Below are 19,543 nucleotides of genomic sequence, written 5' to 3'. Positions count from 1 at the left end.
CGCGCGAGCGGACGCGCGATCGCCCACGCCTGGTTGTAGCCGCGCGCAACGAGCCGCCGGTGCGACAGCGGCACGGGCGCCACCAGGTCGAAGCCGCCGGCGCCGGGTGTATCGTCGATCAACCGGGCGAGCCGCGCCGCGAATTCGGTGCCGAGCGCGAGTTGCCGGTGAAACTTCAGGCCGCGCGCGAGCCCGTCGAGCGGTGCGCGGTAATCCGCCAGCGCGAGCGTCGCATCGAACGGCGGCGGCGCCGTGCGGCACGCGTCGCAACGGTATGCGGTAACGCGGCCGGCGCGAGCGCCACGTAGCAGGGGCGAACGCGATGGCCCGATGCCCAGCGGCAGCGCGCAGACGTCGCAGCGCAGCCGCGCTTCATTCCAGTACGCGGCGTCGCAAGCACCGCAAATCACGGCGTGTGACAAATTGCCGCACAGTGCGCAGCGATTCGGCAGCGCGACCGCGGCGACGCGCGTTGCCAGCGCGCGAACCTGCGACAAAGCGACGCGCATCGTGCGCGGGGCGGAACGGCGGATCATTGCAACACTCCTGACACCCCGCCTCAATGAAGCCTGCGAGGCGAGCGAGTATACTTCGGGCTCTTCGCCAGTGTGCCCGACATGTCCCCAGCTTCGACTTCAACCGGCCGTCCGGCCAATGACGCAAGGCGCCTGCGGCGGATCTTCGATCGCCGTGCCGCCACGTTCGATGCGGTCGCGTTCCTGCCGCGCGAGATCGCGCAGCGCATGAACGAGCGCCTCGAATACATCAAGGTGAGCCCCGCAGCCGTGCTGGACGCGGGCTGCGGCCCGGGCGACGACCTGCCGGCGCTGCGCGCGCGCTTTCCCGAGGCGCCCGTGTTCGGCGTCGACCTGTCCGGCGCGATGCTCGCGCGAGCAGGGCAGCGCGAGGTCGAGCAGACGAGCTGGCGCCGCTGGCTGCCGGCCTCGCTTGGCCGCGCACTGGGCCCGCGCGGCCCGCGCGTCGCGCAGGCCGATTTCGCCGCGCTGCCGTTCCCCGGCGGCGCGTTCGACCTGATCTGGTCGAATCTCGCCCTCCACTGGCATTCGCGCCCGGACGCGGTGCTGCCCGAATGGCAGCGCGTGCTGCGCGTGAACGGGCTGCTGATGTTCAGCACGCTCGGCCCCGATACGCTGCGCGAACTGCGCGCGGCCTGCGCGGACGCCGAAGCGGCGCTGGGCATGGCGCCGCCCGCCGCGCGCGTGATCGATTTCGTCGACATGCACGACCTCGGCGACATGCTCGTCGAGAGCGGCTTCGAGATTCCCGTGATGGATCAGGAAGTGCTGACCGTCACCTACAAATCCCCCGACTCGCTGCTGGCCGACGTGCGCCGCTGGGGCGCCTATCCGTTCGACCGCGAGGCGCCGCAGCGCGCGTCGCGGCGCTTTCGCGCGGCGCTCGGCGACGCGCTGGAGGCCCGCCGGCGCGAGGACGGCACGATTCCGCTGACGTTCGAAGTGATCTACGGCCACGCGTGGAAGGCCGTGCCGCGCACGACCGCCGAAGGGCACGGGATCGTGCGCATCGAGGACATCGGAAAGGGGCGTCCGAAGAATCGGTAAAGCGGTAAAGAGGGGTTTTGTTATGTCTGAAATTAGCGGCGCAAAGCGGGGTCGAATTGGCGCCTAAAATGGCCGGAAAGCTTGTCGCGCTTGGCTCGCGGGCCGATAGTCGCTTGCTTGTGGATGCCATTGAACCCGCCTATAATGCGTCAGCTTGTCGTCCCGGGGTCCCCGCAATACGGGCCGACGAGTCCGATGCAGGCATGCATCGCATGCCATTCGCGTGAGGCGGCGATGGAAGCAGCGAGGGTGTTGGCGGAGACGACGAACGGCGAGCCGGTCCTCGAGGACTGGCTGATGAAACGCAACTGTTCGGCGTCGCCGCGCCAGTTCGTGCTGTTTTATGCGTCGCTCGCGGGCTTCTCGCTGGTGATCGCGACATTGCTGATGTGGCGGGGGGCTTGGCTCGTCATGCCCTTCACCGGAATCGAGTTGCTGGCTGTGGGTGTCGCATTTGCGATCTATGCTCGCCATGCGGTCGATTACGAACGCATCAGGCTGTATCCGCACCGGCTCGTGATCGAGCGGATGGATGCGGAGCGGCTCACGCAGATCGAATTCAACCCGCGCTGGGTGCGGGTCGAGCCGGGTGCGACGCCACGCGATCCGATTCGGCTGGTATCGCGCGGGCAGACCGTCGTAATCGGTCAGCATCTCGCGCAGTACAAGCGGGCGCAGTTCGCCGACGAACTGCGCGTATCGCTCAGGCGCTGCGGCTGACGAGGCGCGGGCACCGGCGGATAGGGCCGGTCGCTTGCGACGGGGGAGGGTTTGAATGGAAATTTTGGGTAAGGATGCTATGAAAACAATCAAGCGAGCCCTCGCGGGCGTGCTGGCATGCAGCGGATTGCTCTTTGCCGGTGCCGCCCTGGCGGTCGGTGATAGCCCGGGCGGCCCCCGTGTCAACGAGATCAACTTTCAGCCGCCTGTCACGAAGATCGCCGAGGAGCTCTACGATCTCCACACGATGATGCTCATCCTGTGTACGGTGATCTTCGTCGGCGTGTTCGGCGTGATGTTCTATTCGATCTTCGCGCACCGCAAATCCAAGGGCCACAAGGCCGCCAATTTCCATGAAAGCACGACCGTCGAGATCATCTGGACGATCGTGCCGTTCGTCATCGTCGTGCTGATGGCGCTGCCGGCGACGAAGGCCGTCGTCGCGATGAAGGACACGACGAACGCCGATCTCACGATCAAGGTCACCGGCTACCAGTGGAAGTGGGGCTACGACTACGTGAAGGGCCCGGGCGAGGGCATCGGCTTCCTGTCGACGCTCAGCACCCCGCGTGACGAAGTGATGGGCAAGAAGCCGATCACCGACACCTATCTGCAGGAAGTCGACAACCCGCTCGTCGTGCCGGTCAACAAGAAGATCCGCATCATCACGACCGCGAACGACGTCGTCCACTCGTGGTACGTGCCCGCGTTCGGCGTGAAGCAGGATGCGATCCCCGGCTTCGTGCGCGACACGTGGTTCAAGGCCGACAAGGTCGGTACGTTCCGCGGTTTCTGTACCGAGCTGTGCGGCAAGGAACACGCGTACATGCCGGTCGTGGTCGAAGTCCTGTCGGATGACGACTACGCGAAGTGGGTCACCGCGCAGAAGGCCAAGCTGGCCAGCGCCGCAGTCGATCCGAACAAGGTCTACACGATGGCTGAACTCGTCGCGCACGGCGAGGAAGTCTACAAGGCGAACTGCGCGGCCTGCCACCAGGTGAACGGCAAGGGCCTCGGCGCGTTCCCGGCCATGGACGGCAGCCCGATCGTGAACGGCCCGATCGCCGCCCACGTCGAGCGCGTGCTGCACGGCAAGGGCGCGATGCCGTCGTGGGCGTCGCTGTCGGATCTCGACATCGCGTCGGTCGTCACGTACGAACGCAATTCGTGGGGCAACCACAAGAACGACCTGCTGCAGCCGAAGCAAGTGGCCGACGCGCGTAACGGCAAGATGCCGGAAGACGCGGCGGGCGCAGCGGCAGCGGCGCCGGCGGAAGCCGCTTCGGCACCGGCGCAGGCTGCGTCGGGCGCGGAGCAGCCGGCGGCAGCGGCCTCGGCCGCACTGTCGACGATCTACTTCGAGACGGGCAAGAGCGTGCTGCCGGCCGACGCGAAGGCGGCGATCGCCGCCGCGGCCGACTATGCGAAGGCACATCCGGACGCGAAGCTCGCGCTGTCGGGCTTTACCGACAAGACGGGCTCGGCCGACGCGAACGCCGAACTGGCGAAGCATCGCGCACAAGCCGTGCGCGACGCGCTGAAGGCAGCAGGCGTGGCGGAAGACCACATTATTCTCAAAAAGCCGGAAACGATCACGGGCGGGGCTGACGCGAAGGAAGCCCGGCGTGTCGAGATCGGCCCGGCGGCTTGACGTGTCGCTGAGTTAGTCGACGTATTCGCATTAGGAGATTCTCATGTCTAGCATCGGGCACGACGTAGCCGCGGACCACGCGCACGACGACCACGCGCACGAAATGCCGCACGGCTGGCGCCGCTGGCTGTTCGCCACCAACCACAAGGACATCGGTACGCTGTACCTGTTGTTCTCGTTCATCATGTTCCTGTCGGGCGGCGTGATGGCGCTCGCCATCCGGGCCGAGCTGTTCGAACCGGGCCTGCAGATCATGCGTCCGGAGTTCTTCAACGAACTCACGACGATGCACGGCCTGATCATGGTGTTCGGCGCGATCATGCCGGCGTTCGTCGGCTTCGCGAACTGGATGATTCCGCTGCAGATCGGCGCGTCCGACATGGCGTTCGCGCGGATGAACAACTTCAGCTTCTGGCTGCTGCCGGTCGCGGCCGTGCTGCTGGTCGGTTCGTTCTTCGCGCCGGGCGGCGCGACGGCCGCCGGCTGGACGCTGTACGCGCCGCTGTCGACGCAGATGGGCCCGGGCATGGACTTCGCGATCTTCGCGGTCCACATCATGGGCGCATCGTCGATCATGGGCGGGATCAACATCGTCGTGACGATCCTGAACATGCGCGCACCGGGCATGACGCTGATGAAGATGCCGATGTTCGCGTGGACGTGGCTGATCACCGCTTACCTGCTGATCGCCGTGATGCCGGTTCTGGCAGGCGCGATCACGATGGTGCTGTTCGACCGCCACTTCGGCACGTCGTTCTTCAACGCGGCAGGCGGCGGCGACCCGGTGATGTACCAGCACATCTTCTGGTTCTTCGGCCACCCCGAGGTGTACATCATGATTCTGCCGGCGTTCGGGATCGTGTCGCAGGTGATCCCGGCGTTCGCACGCAAGACGCTGTTCGGCTATAGCTCGATGGTGTACGCGACGGCTTCGATCGCGATCCTGTCGTTCATGGTCTGGGCGCACCACATGTTCGCAACGGGCATGCCGGTCACCGGCCAGCTGTTCTTCATGTACGCGACGATGCTGATCGCGGTGCCGACGGGCGTGAAGGTGTTCAACTGGCTCGCGACGATGTGGCGCGGCTCGATGACGTTCGAAACCCCGATGCTGTTCGCGATCGGCTTCCTGTTCGTGTTCACGTTCGGCGGTCTCACGGGCCTGATGCTCGCGATGGCGCCGCTCGACATCCAGTATCACGGGACCTACTTCGTGGTGGCGCACTTCCACTACGTGCTGGTGGCCGGCTCATTGTTCGCGCTGTTCTCGGGCTGGTACTACTGGGCGCCGAAGTGGACGGGCTGGATGTACAACGAGACGCGCGGCAAGATCCACTTCTGGGCGTCGATGATCTTCTTCAACCTGACGTTCTTCCCGATGCACTTCGTCGGTCTCGCAGGCATGCCGCGTCGCTACGCGGACTACCCGGCGCAGTTCACGGACTTCAACCAGGTGGCGACGATCGGCGCATTCGGCTTCGGCCTCGCGCAGGTGTACTTCCTGTTCGCCGTCGCGCTGCCGGCCTACCGTGGCGGCGGCGAGCTGGAAAAGGCGTCGGACAAGCCGTGGGATGGCGCGGAAGGCCTCGAGTGGACGGTGCCGAGCCCGGCACCCTTCCATACGTTCGAGCAACCGCCGCACGTCGAGTAAGTTTCACCGTGCGTTCCGCCGCTGCCTGCCGCGCAGGCAGGCGCGGCGGGCGCCGAACCGAAGTATCAGATGAACCGGAATCCACAACAAAGACGAACGCCCGAGCAGATCCGCGCGGGCAACAAGCGGCTCGGCCTCACCCTGCTCGTCATCGCCGCCGTTTTTTTTGTGGGTGTCGTGATCAAGCAGTGGTGGCTGTCCACTCACTGATGCAGCAACAGACGCAGTAGCGAGGAAGTTGTCGTATGTCGAAGCCGGAAGAGGGCGCCGTCGATCGCGCATTCAATCGTTCGATGCTGGTGAAGCTCTTCGTCGTGGCCGGGCTGATGTTCGGTTTCGGCTTCGCGCTGATCCCGATGTATCGGGCGATCTGCCAGATCACCGGCATCAACAACCTGGTGCAGCGCGATGTCAGCGAGCGCGAGGTGAAGAACTCGCAGGTCGACTATAGCCGCACGGTGTCGGTCGAGTTCGATGCGAACGCGCGCGGCCCGCTCGGTTTCAAGCCGGAGCACAACAGTCTCGACGTGCATCCGGGCGAGCTGATGACGATCGTGTACGACGTGACGAACGGGCAAGGTCGGCCGGTCGTTGCGCAGGCGATTCCGAGCTACGCGCCGAAGCAGGCGACGGAGTTCTTCAAGAAGATCGAGTGCTTTTGCTTTACGCAGCAGACGCTGGCCGCGAACGAGTCGCGCAAGATGCCGGTGGTGTTCGTGATCGATCCGAAACTGCCGAAGGACGTGAAGACGATCACGCTGTCGTACACGTTCTTCGAGCTGAATACGCCGGCCACGCCGGCGCCGGCGCCGGGCAAGACCGCGGCGCAGGGCGCGGCGAAGCCGGACGCATGACGACGGAGGCGGGGCGATGACGGAGGGCAAGCGGGGCGGGTCGTTCGGCCAGGCGTTGAAAGCGGTGCTGTGGTCGTTTTTCGGGGTGCGCAAGCGGCGTGACCTGGAGGCCGACGCGACGCAGCTGAATCCGCTGCACGTGCTGATCGTCGCGTTGTTGGCAGCCGGTTTGTTCATCGGCGTGCTGATCCTGGTCGTGCGTGCCGTCGTGGGCTGAAGCCCGCGGCCACGGAAGAAGAATGCAGTGCGCGGCGCCACGGCGGCGCGTGCAGGAAGGAGCGGTGGTGGTCACGCCGCGCAAGAAATAAAGCCGGAGCGGTTTCCGGTACACAAATTGGACAGAAGTGGAGAATCAAGCATGAGCGGTCAAAACCAGACCCCGTACTATTTCGTGCCGCATCCGTCGCACCATCCGATCAGTGCGGCCATCGGCCTGCTGGTCATGCTCGGATCGGCGGCGCTGTGGATCAACGGTCACGACTGGGCGCCGTTTACGGCGCTGCTCGGCCTGCTGTGGTTGCTCTTCACGCTGTATCACTGGTTCGGCGACGCGATCGCCGAATCGGAAGGCGGTCATTACGGCAAGAACGTCGACAAGTCGTACCGCTGGAGCATGAGCTGGTTCATCTTCTCGGAAGTCATGTTCTTCGGCGCGTTCTTCGGCGCGCTGTTCTATGCGCGTGAAATCGCGCTGCACCAGCTCGGCAGCCTCGACTACAAGCTGATCTGGCCGGATTTCTCCGCCGTGTGGCCGAACGAAGGCCCCGCCGCGCTCGCCGGTCACTTCAAGACGATGGGCCCGTGGCCGATCCCGACGCTGAACACCGCATTCCTGCTGTCGTCGGGCGTGACGCTGACGATTTCGCACCACGCGCTGCGTGACGATCATCGCAAGAAGGCGATCGCCTGGCTGGCCGCGACGCTCGTGTTCGGTATCTGCTTCCTGTTCCTGCAGGGCTTCGAGTACTACCACGCGTACAACGAACTGAACCTGACGCTGAACTCGGGCGTGTACGGTTCGACGTTCTTCCTGCTGACCGGCTTCCACGGCTTCCACGTGTTCCTTGGCGGCACGATGCTCGCGGTGGTGCTGGTGCGGATGATCCGCGGCCACTTCAAGCCCGATCACCACTTCGCATTCGAAGGCGCCGCGTGGTACTGGCACTTCGTCGACGTCGTCTGGCTCGGCCTGTACGTCGTCGTCTACTGGCTGTAAATGGAACAACGGCCCGCGCAGCAATGCGCGGGCCGTTTTCATTGGGTCGGCCGGGCAGCGTGACTGCCGGCCTTCACCCCTCGGGCGCCGCCGCGACTCAGTCAGGCGGCGCTTTTGCTTGGTGCCGCGGCCGTGCGGCGAAATGTCACAGCGGCGGCGAATCGATCAACGCCCGATCGGCAGGCCGGTCGAATGGATCCAGCCCATCGCGTTCGCGATCAGGATGAGCAGGAACAGCGACACCGACAGCCCGACGCGGGTGGCGAGCGACCAGACCATGCGTTTCGTGTGGCCGCGGTCGTGCATCATGAAGTAGAGCGCCGAGCCCATGCTGGCAATGATGAGGACGAAGGCGATGGGAACGAGTATGTGCATGACACGAACCGGACGACGGCAATTCGAAAGGAAGAGGATAATTATCGCACTTCGCTCGTCAGCAGGTGCCGGGCTGGCCGCATGATGAAGATCCGCTGGCTGCCCGCGCTGCTGATCCTCGTCGTCGTCGCGGTCACGATCCGTCTCGGTTTCTGGCAGCGCGACCGCGCGCACCAGAAGGAAGCGCTGCAGGCGAGCATCGCGCGCTACGAGCAGGCGGCGCCCGTCGACGTCGGCGCGCAGCCGATGCCGCTCGCGTCGATCGAGTTCCATCGCGTGCGTGCGACAGGCCGCTTCCTGCCCGAGCAGGCCGTGTTCCTCGACAATCGGCCGTATAACGACCAGCCGGGTTTTTACGTCGTGATGCCGTTTAAACTCACGGGCGGCGGCGTCGTGCTCGTGAATCGCGGCTGGCTGCCGCGCAATATCGCCGATCGCACGGCGATCGAGCCGTTCGCGACGCCCGCGGGCGACGTCGAGATCGTGGGCATCGCGCGCGCCGACGCGTCGCGGGCGTTCGAGCTCGGCGAAGGCGGGTCGGCGGCGCACCAGAAGATCCGGCAGAACCTGGACGTCGCCGCGTATGCGAAGGAAACGGGGCTGCCGCTGCAGCCGTTCGTGATCCAGCAGACGAGCGACGACGGCGACAAGCTCGTGCGCGACTGGCCGGCGGCGACGACCGGCGTCGAGCGCAATTACGGTTACATGTTTCAGTGGTGGGCGATGGCGGCGGCCGCGCTCGGCTTCGGCCTGTACGCCGCGCGGCGTGCGGCGAAGAAGTCGGCCGGCGCGTGAGCGCCATGCCAGGACGCGGCGCTCGCGCCGCGGGTTCGTTTCGAGAGGTCTGATTTGTCCATGCAATCTCCCCGTCAGGGTTCGGCCGCTGCGCCGATGTCGCCGGCGGCCCGCAAGCGCGGCCGCTGGATGCTGGTGCTGCTGGGTCTCGTGTGCGCCGCGCCGATGATCGCGTCGTACTTCACCTATTACGTGATCAAGCCGAAGGGCGGCTCGACCAACTACGGCACGCTGATCGAGCCGCAGCGCCCGATCCCCGCGGATCTGCAGGTAACCGACGAAACCGGCAAGACCGTGCCGCTGTCGTCGCTGCGCGGCGTGTGGCTGTTCGTGATGACCGACAGCAGCGCGTGCGACGAGGCCTGCGCGAAAAAGCTCTATTTCATGCGCCAGATCCGCGTCACGCAGGCGGGCGAGCGGCACCGGCTCACGATGGTGTGGCTGCGCAGCGATGCGGGCGCGATGCCGCAGAAGGTGCTGGACGCGTACCCCGACACGCGCCGGCTCGTCGCCGATCCGGCCGCGGTGGCCGCGTGGCTGCCGGCCGACGCCGGCACGAAGGACAGCGACCACCTCTACATGGTCGATCCGAACGGCAACCTGATGATGCGTTTCCCGAAGGATCCGAACCCCGGCAAGATCAAGGCGGACGTGACGAAGCTGCTGAAGTGGTCGAGCATCGGCTAACGCAACACGAGAGGCATTGAACCGATGGCGTATCTACTGCAACTCGGCCTGATCGGCTTCTGCATCGCGCTGCTGCCGCTGTCGTACGTGTGGGTGAAGGCCGACGACAACAAGTTTCGCAAGCTGGTGTGGATCACCACCTTCCTGACGCTCGACCTGGTGATGTTCGGCGGCTTCACGCGGCTGACCGATTCGGGGCTCGGCTGCCCGGACTGGCCCGGCTGCTACGGCACGTCGTCGCCGTTCATCGCGCATGCCGCGATCACGGCCGCGCACCAGGCGATGCCGACGGGCCCCGTCAGCATGTCGAAGGCGTGGATCGAGATGATCCACCGCTATTTCGCGATGGCGATCGGCGTGCTGATCATCGCGCAGGTCGTGATCGCGTGGTCCGCGCGGCTACGCCGCCGCCCGCTGCACGTGTCGCCGTGGTGGCCGACGAGCCTGCTGCTGCTGATCCTCGTGCAGGGCGCGTTCGGCGCGTGGACGGTCACGATGAAGCTGCAGCCGGTGATCGTCACGATCCACCTGCTGCTCGGCCTCGCGCTGCTCGGTACGCTCGGCTGGCTCGCGGCGCGGCAGACGCCGCTGCCGTCGCATGACCCCGAAGCCGGCCGCTATCGCGCGGCCGCGCTCGCGGCGCTCGTGCTGCTGGTCGTGCAGATCGCGCTCGGCGGCTGGGTGAGCACCAACTACGCGGTGCTCGCGTGCACCGACTTCCCGACCTGCAACGGGCAGTGGATCCCGCCGATGGATTTCCAGCACGGCTTCCACCTGTGGCGCGCGCTCGGGATGACGAAGGACGGCGACGCGATCACGCAGGACGCGCTGGTCGCGATCCACTGGACGCACCGCACGTTCGCGTTCGTGGTGGTCGCCTACCTGGTCGCGTTCGCGCTGAAGATGCGCCGCTTCGAATCGCTGCGGCGCCCCGCGAACGGCGTGCTGCTGGTCGTCCTGCTGCAGTTCGTGACGGGCCTGACCAACATCGTGCTGCAGTGGCCGCTGCCGGTCGCCGTCGCGCACAACGGCGGGGCCGCGATCCTGCTGCTGCTCGTCGTCATGTTAAACTTTCGCATCCTTTCAAGCCGCCCCGGCCGTGTCGCGCAGCCTGTGCGCGACGCCGCCCCGGCGTGACCGCCCCCATGCAAAGCACCCTCTCCCAATCGCCCGGTAGCCGGTTTTCGCAATACATGGCGCTGACGAAGCCGCGTGTCACGCAGCTCGCGGTGTTCTGCGCGGTGATCGGCATGTTCCTCGCGACGCCGGGCATGGTGCCGTGGCACGTGCTGATCGGCGGTACGGTCGGCATCTGGCTGCTGGCCGGCGCCGCGTTCGCGATCAACTGCCTCGTCGAACAGAAGATCGACGCGATGATGCGCCGCACCGCGTGGCGCCCGTCCGCGCGCGGCGAGATCACGACCCCGCAGATCCTGCTCTTTTCGGCCGTGCTCGGCAGTGTCGGCGCATGGACGCTCTATACGTTCACGAACCCGCTGACGATGTGGCTGACGATCGCCACGTTCGTCGGCTACGCGGTGATCTACACGCTGCTGCTCAAGCCGATGACGCCGCAGAACATCGTGATCGGCGGCGCGTCGGGCGCGATGCCGCCGGCGCTCGGCTGGGCCGCGGTCACCGGCGCGGTGCCGGGCGACGCGTGGATCCTCGTGCTGATCATCTTCGTGTGGACGCCGCCGCATTTCTGGGTGCTCGCGCTGTATCGCCGCAAGGATTACGAGAACGCGGGGCTGCCGATGCTGCCGGTCACGCACGGCGAGAAGTTCACGCGGCTGCACATCCTGCTGTACACGGTGATCCTGTTCGCGGTCACGCTGATGCCGTTCATCTCCGGGATGAGCGGGGCCGTCTACCTGACGAGCGCGGTGCTGCTCGGCGCGGTGTTCCTCGCGTATGCGTGGAAGATCCATCGCGACTACTCGGACGAACTCGCCCGCAAGGCCTTCCGCTACTCGATCGTCTACCTGTCGCTGCTGTTCGCCGCGCTGCTCGTCGATCACTATGCACGCCCGCTGCTCGGCGTGTAACCGCACGGTTTGAACGCAATGCTCCAATCACGGTTCGGGCGCCGCGCGCGCCAAGGCTGGATGCTCGCATGCGCATTCACGGCAGCGCTGCTGCTCGCCGGATGCGACAACGCGCCGAAATTCCAGAATCTCGACATCACCGGCAACACGCAGTTCGGCAGCGACTTCTCGCTGCCCGATACGGCCGGCAAGGTGCGCACGCTCGCCGACTTCAAGGGTAAGGCCGTCGTGATGTTCTTCGGCTATACGCACTGCCCGGACGTGTGCCCGACGACGATGGCCGAGCTGTCCGAAGCGCTGAAGCAGCTCGGGCCCGATGCCGCGAAGCGCGTGCAGGTGCTGTTCGTCACCGTCGATCCGGAGCGTGACACGCCGGCGCTGCTCGGCCAGTACGTGCCCGCGTTCGATCCGTCGTTCATCGGCCTGCGGCCGGCCGACGAAGCGGCACTCAAGAAGGTCACGAAGGATTTCCGCGTGTACTACGCGAAGGTGCCCGGCAAGACGCCCGGCAGCTACACGATGGATCACACGGCCGCGAGCTACGTGTTCGACCGCGACGGCAAGCTGCGCCTGTTCGTGCGCGACGGCCAGGGCCCCGGCCCGTGGGTCCACGACCTGAAGCTGCTGGTCGACTGACCAGTAGCCGCCGGGCGCCCGGCCCGGCGATCACGTGACGGCCGCCTCGCGCCGTCACGTTTTCCCTCTCTCTTCGTTGTTTGCATGCGCCGCCCGTGGGGCGGCGTGTCGGCCTGCGCGCGTATCGTGCAGAGGTCGCGCAGGCGTCGCGTTACGGCAGCGCGGGCACGTTGAAGCCGGTTGCGGCACGCGTGATCCGGAATTCCGTCACGCGATACGTGGCGAGCCCCTCGATGACGAACGGATCGGTCTTCAGGATCGCGTCCAGCTCGTCGCGATCGATGCGGGCAGCGAGGATCACGCCGCCTTCGCGCGGCACCTTCGGCCCCGCTGCGATGAAGATGCCCTTGTCGAACTGCGGCTGCAGGAATGCGCGATGGCGTTCGAGCGCGTCGTCGATGCGCTCGAGCGATGCGGTGTAGTGAATGTCGATGACGTACATGGGTGGCCCTCGGAATGGCGCCGGCTCTTCGTGTGCCGGCTAGCCGGTCTTTTTAGCACAGCGGATGCGGACTGTCGCGCCGGCGGCCGCGGTGCGGCGCGGGGCGCGGGCGGCCTGTCGATCGCCGGTTCGCGGCGCCGGCCGTATTCAAGTTGTAAGCCTCGGTGCCGTAAATGAATGGGCAAGCGTTTGCGCGCGGCAGGCCGTTCGCGCGCAGCGTGCGCATCGACATCGACAGAGGCACGCAGATGAGCAGAATGAGTTTGAACCGCAAGCTGTGGCTCGCGCTTGCGCTGGTATGGATCGGTCTCCTGGGCGTCGGCGCATGGAGCGCGTACGAGACGCGCGCGACGATGCTCGCCGAACGCAAGGCAGGCATCGCGAATCTCGTCGATTCGGCGGCCGGCATCGTGAAGGCGTACCACGCACTCGCGCAGAGCGGCACGCTGCCGGAGGCCGACGCGAAGCGCGACGCGCTCGCGAGCCTCGCCGCGATGCGCTACGGCGATTCGGGCTACGTGTTCGTGATGGACTCGAAGCCGGTCGTGCTGATGCATCCGACGCTGCCGAAGCTCGTCAACACGCAGGTCGGCGACTATCTCGACCCGGACGGCAAGCCGCTGTTCGTCACGATCCTGAACGCCGCGAAGGAAACCGGCAGCGGCTTCGCCGAGTACCGCGGGCGCCTGCCGCACAGCGAGACCGCCGTGCCGAAGATCAGCTACGTCACGCGATTTACGCCGTGGGACTGGAACATCTCGAGCGGCGTGTTCCTGAAGGACATCGACACCATCTACTACCGGACGCTGCTCGGCCACCTCGCGGTCGTGTTCGTGATCGGCTTCGTGATCAGCGCGGCGATGCTGGTGATCATCCGCAACGTGCGCAGCAGCCTCGGCGGCGAGCCCGACGAAGCGGCCGCGCTCGCGACGCGCATCGCGCAGGGCGACCTGACGCAGCCGGTGCCGGTTCGCGCGGGGGACCGCACGAGCATGATGGCCGCGATGCACGACATGCAGGCACGGCTGCAGGCGACGATCGGCGGGATTCGCCAGTCGGCCGGATCGATCGCGTCGGCGAGCCGCCAGATCTCGGCCGGCAACGACGACCTGTCGCAGCGCACCGAGGAGCAGGCCGCCTCGCTGGAAGAAACCGCCGCGAGCATGGAGCAGTTGACCGCAACCGTGAAGCAGAACGCCGACAACGCGCGGCAGGCGAGCGGGCTCGCGAACAGCGCGTCGGAGATCGCGCGCACGGGAAGCGACGTCGTGAACCGCGTGATCGGCACGATGGGCCAGATCGACGACAGCTCGCGCAAGATCGCCGACATCATCGGCGTGATCGAGGGCATCGCGTTCCAGACCAACATCCTCGCGCTGAACGCGGCGGTCGAAGCCGCGCGCGCCGGCGAGCAGGGCCGCGGCTTCGCGGTGGTCGCGGGCGAAGTGCGTTCGCTCGCGCAGCGCAGCGCGACGGCGTCGAAGGAGATCCGCGAGCTGATCGTCGACTCGGTCGAGCGCGTGCGCAACGGGTCGACGCTGGTCGGCCAGGCCGGCACGACGATGGGCGAGATCCTGCAGGCCGTCGCGCGCGTGACCGACATCATGGGCGAGATCGCGGCGGCATCCGAGGAGCAGGCGAGCGGCATCACGCAGGTCGGGCGCGCGGTCACGCAGATGGACCAGGTGACGCAGCAGAACGCGGCGCTCGTCGAGGAGGCCGCCGCGGCCGCCGCGTCGCTGCAGGAACAGGCCGCGCGACTGCGCGATACGGTCGGCGCGTTCCGGGTCGGCGGGCAGATGGGCGAGCCTGCATTCGAGACGAATGCGGCCGACCGGGCGGCGGTGGCGTAACGCGCTCGGGCCGATGCGCGACTCGCACAAATGCAACTAACGGCCGAGTCGCGCCCCCCTGCCAGCACCGCTGCGGTGCATACCCATATGAGCGGGATGTATTTCACTTCCCGCCGATCCTGTGACACCATTTGCCCCTTCCTGCGAGTCGGGGCATACCCGTATCGCGCCCCATTTTCAGTCATCCAGTAAGCAAGAAAGCGAGAAACAGATGAAGCGTCGCAGTCTCCTGAAGGTATTTTCCGTGCTGGCCACCGGTGCAGCACTGACGCTGTCGGCAGGCGCGCACGCCGAAGACAAGGTGATCAAGGTCGGCACGGTCGCCGGCCCGGATTCGGAAGTGTGGCAGCTCGTGCAGAAGGTCGCGAAGGAGAAGGAAGGCCTGAACGTGAAGGTCATCGAGTTCAACGACTACGTGCAGCCGAACGCGGCGCTCGACTCGGGCGACCTCGACGCGAACAGCTTCCAGCACCAGCCCTACCTCGACAGCCAGGTGAAGCAGCGCGGCTACAAGCTGGTCAGCGCGGGCCTGACCTACATCTCGCCGATGGGCGTGTACTCGAAGAAGTTCAAGGCACTGAAGGACCTGCCGCAAGGCGCGAAGGTCGCGGTGCCGAACGATCCGTCGAACGAGAACCGCGCGCTGCTGCTGCTGCAGACGCAAGGCGTGATCAAGCTGAAGGCGGGCGCCGGCACGGGCGGCAACAACGCGACGGTGCTCGACATCGCCGACAACCCGAAGAAGCTGAAGATCTCCGAACTCGACGCCGCGCAACTGCCGCGCGTGCTGTCGGACGTCGACGCGGCCGTGATCAACACGAACTACGCGCTCGCCGCGAACCTGCAGCCGACCAAGGACGCGATCGCGCTCGAATCGCTGACGAGCCCGTATGCGAACCTGATCGCCGTGCGCGCGAAGGACAAGGACCAGCCGTGGGTGAAGAAGCTGGTCAAGGCATACCAGTCGCCGGAAGTGCGGGAATTCATCAAGAAGCAGTTCAAGGGCTCGATGGTCGCGTCGTTCTGAACGCCGCCCACCCGTCGGACCGCTGAACGAAAAGGCCTGCATCGCGCAGGCCTTTTTCATTGGCGCGGCCGATCGACGACGGCCGCACGGTGTGGCGCGTTCAACGCCGGCTCACATCTCGCCGCGCCGCGAGCAGATCGACATGATCTGCTGGATCGCATAGTTGTCGCGCACGCCCGGCAGCGACTGCACGACGCACTCGTGAAAACGCCGCTCGCGCGGCAGCAGCATCGCGTTGTTGCGATACAGCGCGTCGCACGAGCGCTGGATCAGTTGCGCCGCCGCGCCGTTGCGGCTTTCGCGCAGCGCATTGAGCATGCAGTCGTCGTATTGCGCACTGCCGTCGGTCAGTGCGAATGCCGCACCCGGCAGCGCCAACGCGACGGCCGCGCATGCGATGGCTCGGATCCCCCGTTTCATGTGCCCTCCGATGGCGTGGACTGGGTCGGCCGACAGCATAACGTAAAGCCGCGAGCGCGGCTGACGCGTTGCGCCGGGGCCGGCGGGAACCGCCGCCGGCCGGGCTTCGCGCGCGTTCGCGCACGTCGGCGCGCGCTGCAATCCGGGGCGCGATACGAAAGCGTGGAGTCAGGCGGTGGTCTGCGGAAATGGTATCCTCGTGCGTTCGCCGCTGCACGCTTTCCCGGAGCGTGCGCGGGCCGTTCGCCAGCGTGTCGCACGCATGGCGGCGCCCGCCCGACGGCGGCGGGAATCCATCATCCAGAACCGACACAATACGGGGGAGACACACCCATGAAGCGTTTCAAGACTTTCGCGATCCGTTCGATCACGGCCGGCGTGGCCGCACTCGCGCTGGCCGGTGCTGCGCACGCCCAGACCGTCAAGGTGCTGTCGATCGTCGACCACCCGGCGCTCGACGCGATCCGCGACGGCGTGCGTGCCGAGCTGAAGGCGGAAGGTTACGGCGACGACAAGCTCAAGTGGGAATACCAGAGCGCGCAGGGCAACACGGGCACGGCCGCGCAGATCGCGCGCAAGTTCGTCGGCGACCAGCCCGACGTGATCGTCGCGATCGCGACGCCGGCCGCGCAGGCGGTGGTGGCATCGACGAAGAGCGTGCCGGTCGTCTATTCGGGCGTGACCGATCCGGTCGCCGCGCAGCTCGTGAAGGGCTGGGGCCCGTCGGGCACCAACGTGACGGGCGTATCCGACAAGCTGCCGCTCGATCGCCAGGTCGCGCTGATCAAGCGCGTCGTGCCGAATGCGAAGACGGTCGGCATGGTCTACAACCCGGGCGAGGCGAACTCGGTCGTCGTCGTGAAGGAACTCAAGGAGATCCTCGCGAAGCAGGGGATGACGCTGAAGGAAGCGGCCGCGCCGCGTACCGTCGACATCGGCCCGGCCGCGAAGAGCCTGATCGGCAAGGTCGACGTGATCTACACGAACACCGACAACAACGTCGTGTCCGCGTACGAAGCGCTCGTGAAGGTCGCGAACGAAGCGAAGATCCCGCTCGTCGCCGGCGACACCGACAGCGTGAAGCGCGGCGGCATCGCGGCGCTCGGCATCAACTACGGCGACCTCGGCCGCCAGACGGGCAAGGTCGTCGCGCGCATCCTGAAGGGCGAGAAGCCGGGCGCGATCGCATCGGAAACGAGCAGCAACCTCGAGTTGTTCGCGAACACGGGCGCGGCCGCGAAGCAGGGCGTGACGCTGTCGACGGACCTGCTCAAGGACGCGAAGACGGTCATCAAGTAAGCCGCGGCCCGACCGCCGCGCTTGCGGGCCCGATCCGGGCCTGAACGACACCGCCGGACGGGCGGCTCCCACCCGGGGCCGCCTGTTCGCTTCGCCCGGCCGTACACGTCCGGCCGGGAAGCAACAGGATTTCCCCATCATGTCTCTGTTCTCGTTTCTGGGCGCGCTGGAGATCGGCCTGATCTTCAGCCTCGTCGCCCTCGGGGTGCTGATCTCGTTTCGCATCCTCAACTTCCCCGACCTCACCGTCGACGGCAGCTTTCCGCTCGGCGGCGCCGTCGCCGCGACGCTGATCTCGGCCGGCTACGACCCGTTCAGCGCGACCTGCATCGCGATCGTCGCGGGCGCGGTGGCCGGCTTCATCACCGGCTGGCTCAACGTGCGCCTGAAGATCATGGACCTGCTCGCCAGTATCCTGATGATGATCGCGCTCTATTCGGTGAACCTGCGGATCATGGGCCGGCCGAACGTGCCGCTCATCACCGAGCCGACCATTTTCACCGTGCTACAGCCGGACTGGATGCCCGACTACGTGCTGCGCCCGGCACTGCTCGCGATCGTCGTCGTGGTCGCGAAGCTCGGCCTCGACTGGTTCTTCTCGTCGCAACTCGGCCTCGCGATGCGCGCGACCGGCGCGAACCCGCGGATGGCGCGTGCGCAAGGCATCGCGACCGGCCGCGCGACGCTCGCCGGGATGGCGCTGTCGAACGCGCTCGTCGCGCTTGCCGGCGCCCTGTTCGCGCAGACGCAGGGCGGCGCGGATATCTCGATGGGGATCGGCACGATCGTGATCGGGCTGGCCGCGGTGATCATCGGCGAGACGCTGCTGCCGGCGCGCCGGCTCGTGCTGACGACGCTTGCCGTCGTGCTCGGCGCGATCGTCTACCGCTTCTTCATCGCGCTTGCGCTCAACAGCGAATTCATCGGGCTGAAGGCGCAGGATCTGAATCTCGTGACGGCGGCGCTCGTCACGATCGCGCTGGTGCTGCCGGCGACGCGCAAGAAGCTGTTCGCGCGCAAGAACGGAGGCGCCTGACATGCTGTCCGCACAAGACCTGAAACTCACGTTCAATCCCGGCACGCCGATCGAGACGCGCGCGCTGCGCGGGCTGTCGCTCGAGATTCCCGACGGCCAGTTCGTCGCGGTGATCGGCTCGAACGGCGCCGGCAAGTCGACCTTCCTCAATGCGGTCAGCGGCGACCAGGCCGTCGATGCGGGACGCATCTCGATCGACGGCACCGATGTGACGCGCAAGGCCGCGTGGGATCGTGCGCACCTCGTTGCGCGCGTGTTCCAGGATCCGATGGCCGGCACCTGCGAGGCGCTGACGATCGAGGAGAACATGGCGCTCGCGATGGCGCGCGGTGCGCGGCGCGGCTTCCGGGCCGCGCTCGACCGGCCGTCGCGCGAGCTGTTCCGCGACAAGCTGCGGCTGCTGAACCTCGGCCTCGAGAACCGGCTGACCGACCGGATCGGGCTGCTGTCGGGCGGCCAGCGGCAGGCGGTGAGCCTGTTGATGGCGTCGCTGCGGCCGTCGCGGATCCTGCTGCTCGACGAGCACACGGCCGCGCTCGACCCGAAGACGGCCGCGTTCGTGCTGGAGCTGACCGCGCGCATCGTCGCCGAGAGCAAGCTGACGACGATGATGGTCACGCACAGCATGCGGCAGGCGCTCGACTACGGCGACCGCACGGTGATGCTGCACCAGGGGCAGGTCGTGCTCGACGTGTCGGGCGACGCGCGCAAGGGGCTCGACGTGCCGGACCTGCTGCAGATGTTCGAGAAGGTGCGGCACGAGCAGCTCGACGACGACGCGTTGCTGCTCGGCTGACGGGCAACTGGTGGACCGGCGCGGTGTGCAGGGTGCGCATCGTGCCGGTTGGCCGGCCGGGCCGGGCTCTGCTCGGTTCGGCCCGGCTGCGCGCTTCGGTTCGCATGCGCCGCATCGGCGCCCGAGGGGTGTGGCGGGCGTCGGGGCGGTGCGAGCCGGTGATGCCGGGGGCGGCCCGCCGTCATGGCGTGGGCCTGCCGGCTTTTCACCCGTCTTTCATCTGACGAAATACCGGTTTCGTACCAGTACTGTGCGGCGTGGACGCATTGCCATATACTGTATATCCATACAGTTGTGGGTGGCATCATGCTCGCATCCTCCATTTCTCCCGAATCCCTTCATCCGTCGCTGTGGCGCGGCTCGCAGCTCGCGCGCGGCGGTCCGCGCACGATCGAGACCGGCTTCGCGCCGCTGTCGGCCGAATTGCCGGGCGGCGGCTGGCCGGTCGGCGGGA

At 66.8% G+C, this 19,543-nt stretch carries 22 protein-coding genes and 1 pseudogene; 19 read left to right on the top strand and 4 right to left on the bottom strand.

Going from position 1 to position 19,543, the window contains the following annotated elements:
* Positions 1-536, bottom strand: a 536-nt coding sequence (locus G3N98_RS31290; protein WP_206150356.1) for a ComF family protein, incomplete at its 3' end; no start/stop codon positions are given.
* A gap of 81 nt (positions 537-617) precedes the next feature.
* Here G3N98_RS31290 and G3N98_RS31285 point away from each other — a divergent pair.
* From G3N98_RS31285 to G3N98_RS31250, 8 genes are all read left to right on the top strand, one after another.
* Complete coding sequence (locus G3N98_RS31285; RefSeq protein WP_206150355.1) at positions 618-1,583, top strand: methyltransferase domain-containing protein; 966 nt, start codon at positions 618-620, stop codon at positions 1,581-1,583.
* A gap of 195 nt (positions 1,584-1,778) precedes the next feature.
* Positions 1,779-2,303, top strand: coding sequence for a DUF2244 domain-containing protein (locus G3N98_RS31280; protein ID WP_046544359.1), 525 nt, complete (start codon positions 1,779-1,781; stop codon positions 2,301-2,303).
* A 55-nt stretch (positions 2,304-2,358) separates the two neighbouring features.
* Positions 2,359-3,954: a cytochrome c oxidase subunit II gene (gene coxB, locus G3N98_RS31275; protein ID WP_089495683.1), complete on the top strand. Its 1,596-nt coding sequence runs from the start codon at positions 2,359-2,361 to the stop codon at positions 3,952-3,954.
* Between the two features lie 43 nt (positions 3,955-3,997).
* Positions 3,998-5,605, top strand: coding sequence for a cytochrome c oxidase subunit I (gene ctaD / locus G3N98_RS31270; RefSeq protein ID WP_069248929.1), 1,608 nt, complete (start codon positions 3,998-4,000; stop codon positions 5,603-5,605).
* Positions 5,606-5,674: 69 nt separating this feature from the next.
* Complete coding sequence (locus G3N98_RS31265; RefSeq protein WP_017334314.1) at positions 5,675-5,815, top strand: cytochrome oxidase small assembly protein; 141 nt, start codon at positions 5,675-5,677, stop codon at positions 5,813-5,815.
* A 35-nt stretch (positions 5,816-5,850) separates the two neighbouring features.
* Positions 5,851-6,459: a cytochrome c oxidase assembly protein gene (locus tag G3N98_RS31260; protein WP_089426388.1), complete on the top strand. Its 609-nt coding sequence runs from the start codon at positions 5,851-5,853 to the stop codon at positions 6,457-6,459.
* A 16-nt stretch (positions 6,460-6,475) separates the two neighbouring features.
* A complete protein-coding gene (locus G3N98_RS31255; RefSeq protein WP_089426387.1) occupies positions 6,476-6,676 on the top strand; it encodes a DUF2970 domain-containing protein in 201 nt (66 codons plus the stop codon).
* 141 nt (positions 6,677-6,817) lie between these two features.
* On the top strand, positions 6,818-7,675 hold the full coding sequence (locus tag G3N98_RS31250) for a cytochrome c oxidase subunit 3 (protein WP_027789064.1): 858 nt from the start codon (positions 6,818-6,820) through the stop codon (positions 7,673-7,675).
* Positions 7,676-7,840: 165 nt separating this feature from the next.
* On the opposite strand, the gene G3N98_RS31245 is transcribed toward G3N98_RS31250, so the two are convergent.
* Entirely contained in the window at positions 7,841-8,050 is a 210-nt protein-coding gene (locus tag G3N98_RS31245; RefSeq protein WP_089426386.1) for a twin transmembrane helix small protein, read from the bottom strand.
* Positions 8,051-8,134: 84 nt separating this feature from the next.
* Here G3N98_RS31245 and G3N98_RS31240 point away from each other — a divergent pair, with 84 nt between their 5' ends.
* From G3N98_RS31240 to G3N98_RS31220, 5 genes are read left to right on the top strand one after another with little or no spacing between them, the layout of a single operon-like run.
* Positions 8,135-8,845, top strand: a complete 711-nt coding sequence (locus G3N98_RS31240; protein WP_241026164.1) for an SURF1 family protein — start codon at positions 8,135-8,137, stop codon at positions 8,843-8,845.
* A 60-nt stretch (positions 8,846-8,905) separates the two neighbouring features.
* Complete coding sequence (locus tag G3N98_RS31235) at positions 8,906-9,532, top strand: cytochrome C oxidase subunit I (RefSeq protein ID WP_089426384.1); 627 nt, start codon at positions 8,906-8,908, stop codon at positions 9,530-9,532.
* A 24-nt stretch (positions 9,533-9,556) separates the two neighbouring features.
* Positions 9,557-10,669: a COX15/CtaA family protein gene (locus tag G3N98_RS31230; RefSeq protein WP_206150354.1), complete on the top strand. Its 1,113-nt coding sequence runs from the start codon at positions 9,557-9,559 to the stop codon at positions 10,667-10,669.
* A gap of 8 nt (positions 10,670-10,677) precedes the next feature.
* Positions 10,678-11,580, top strand: a complete 903-nt coding sequence (gene cyoE / locus G3N98_RS31225; RefSeq protein WP_006477738.1) for a heme o synthase — start codon at positions 10,678-10,680, stop codon at positions 11,578-11,580.
* Between the two features lie 18 nt (positions 11,581-11,598).
* On the top strand, positions 11,599-12,216 hold the full coding sequence (locus G3N98_RS31220; RefSeq protein ID WP_043187233.1) for an SCO family protein: 618 nt from the start codon (positions 11,599-11,601) through the stop codon (positions 12,214-12,216).
* A gap of 151 nt (positions 12,217-12,367) precedes the next feature.
* Here G3N98_RS31220 and G3N98_RS31215 read toward each other — a convergent pair whose 3' ends face one another.
* The gene (locus tag G3N98_RS31215) at positions 12,368-12,658 is read right to left on the bottom strand and encodes a YciI family protein (RefSeq protein ID WP_206150353.1); all 291 of its coding nucleotides are present in this window, start codon (positions 12,656-12,658) and stop codon (positions 12,368-12,370) included.
* A gap of 248 nt (positions 12,659-12,906) precedes the next feature.
* Between G3N98_RS31215 and G3N98_RS31210 the strand changes: the two genes are divergently transcribed.
* A complete protein-coding gene (locus G3N98_RS31210; RefSeq protein ID WP_206150352.1) occupies positions 12,907-14,511 on the top strand; it encodes a methyl-accepting chemotaxis protein in 1,605 nt (534 codons plus the stop codon).
* A 211-nt stretch (positions 14,512-14,722) separates the two neighbouring features.
* Complete coding sequence (locus G3N98_RS31205) at positions 14,723-15,538, top strand: MetQ/NlpA family ABC transporter substrate-binding protein (RefSeq protein WP_089473595.1); 816 nt, start codon at positions 14,723-14,725, stop codon at positions 15,536-15,538.
* A gap of 111 nt (positions 15,539-15,649) precedes the next feature.
* Here G3N98_RS31205 and G3N98_RS31200 read toward each other — a convergent pair whose 3' ends face one another.
* Positions 15,650-15,958 carry a VF_A0006 family four-cysteine protein gene (locus tag G3N98_RS31200; RefSeq protein WP_089473594.1) on the bottom strand — a complete coding sequence of 103 codons (309 nt, stop codon included), beginning with the start codon at positions 15,956-15,958 and terminating at the stop codon, positions 15,650-15,652.
* 333 nt (positions 15,959-16,291) lie between these two features.
* Here G3N98_RS31200 and G3N98_RS31195 point away from each other — a divergent pair, with 333 nt between their 5' ends.
* From G3N98_RS31195 to G3N98_RS31180, 4 genes and pseudogenes are all read left to right on the top strand, one after another.
* Positions 16,292-17,257, top strand: a complete 966-nt coding sequence (locus tag G3N98_RS31195) for an ABC transporter substrate-binding protein (RefSeq protein WP_124582848.1) — start codon at positions 16,292-16,294, stop codon at positions 17,255-17,257.
* Positions 17,258-17,396: 139 nt separating this feature from the next.
* The gene (locus G3N98_RS31190; protein ID WP_124582846.1) at positions 17,397-18,293 is read left to right on the top strand and encodes an ABC transporter permease; all 897 of its coding nucleotides are present in this window, start codon (positions 17,397-17,399) and stop codon (positions 18,291-18,293) included.
* Between the two features lies 1 nt (position 18,294).
* Complete coding sequence (locus G3N98_RS31185) at positions 18,295-19,089, top strand: ABC transporter ATP-binding protein (RefSeq protein ID WP_011353261.1); 795 nt, start codon at positions 18,295-18,297, stop codon at positions 19,087-19,089.
* 306 nt (positions 19,090-19,395) lie between these two features.
* Positions 19,396-19,543 (top strand): annotated as a pseudogene (locus tag G3N98_RS31180) (recombinase RecA); the annotation flags it as partial.

The organism is Burkholderia sp. Tr-20390 (assembly GCF_017104595.1).
In the GTDB taxonomy this organism is placed as follows: Bacteria; Pseudomonadota; Gammaproteobacteria; order Burkholderiales; family Burkholderiaceae; genus Burkholderia.
This window is presented reverse-complemented; position numbering and strand designations above follow the sequence as displayed.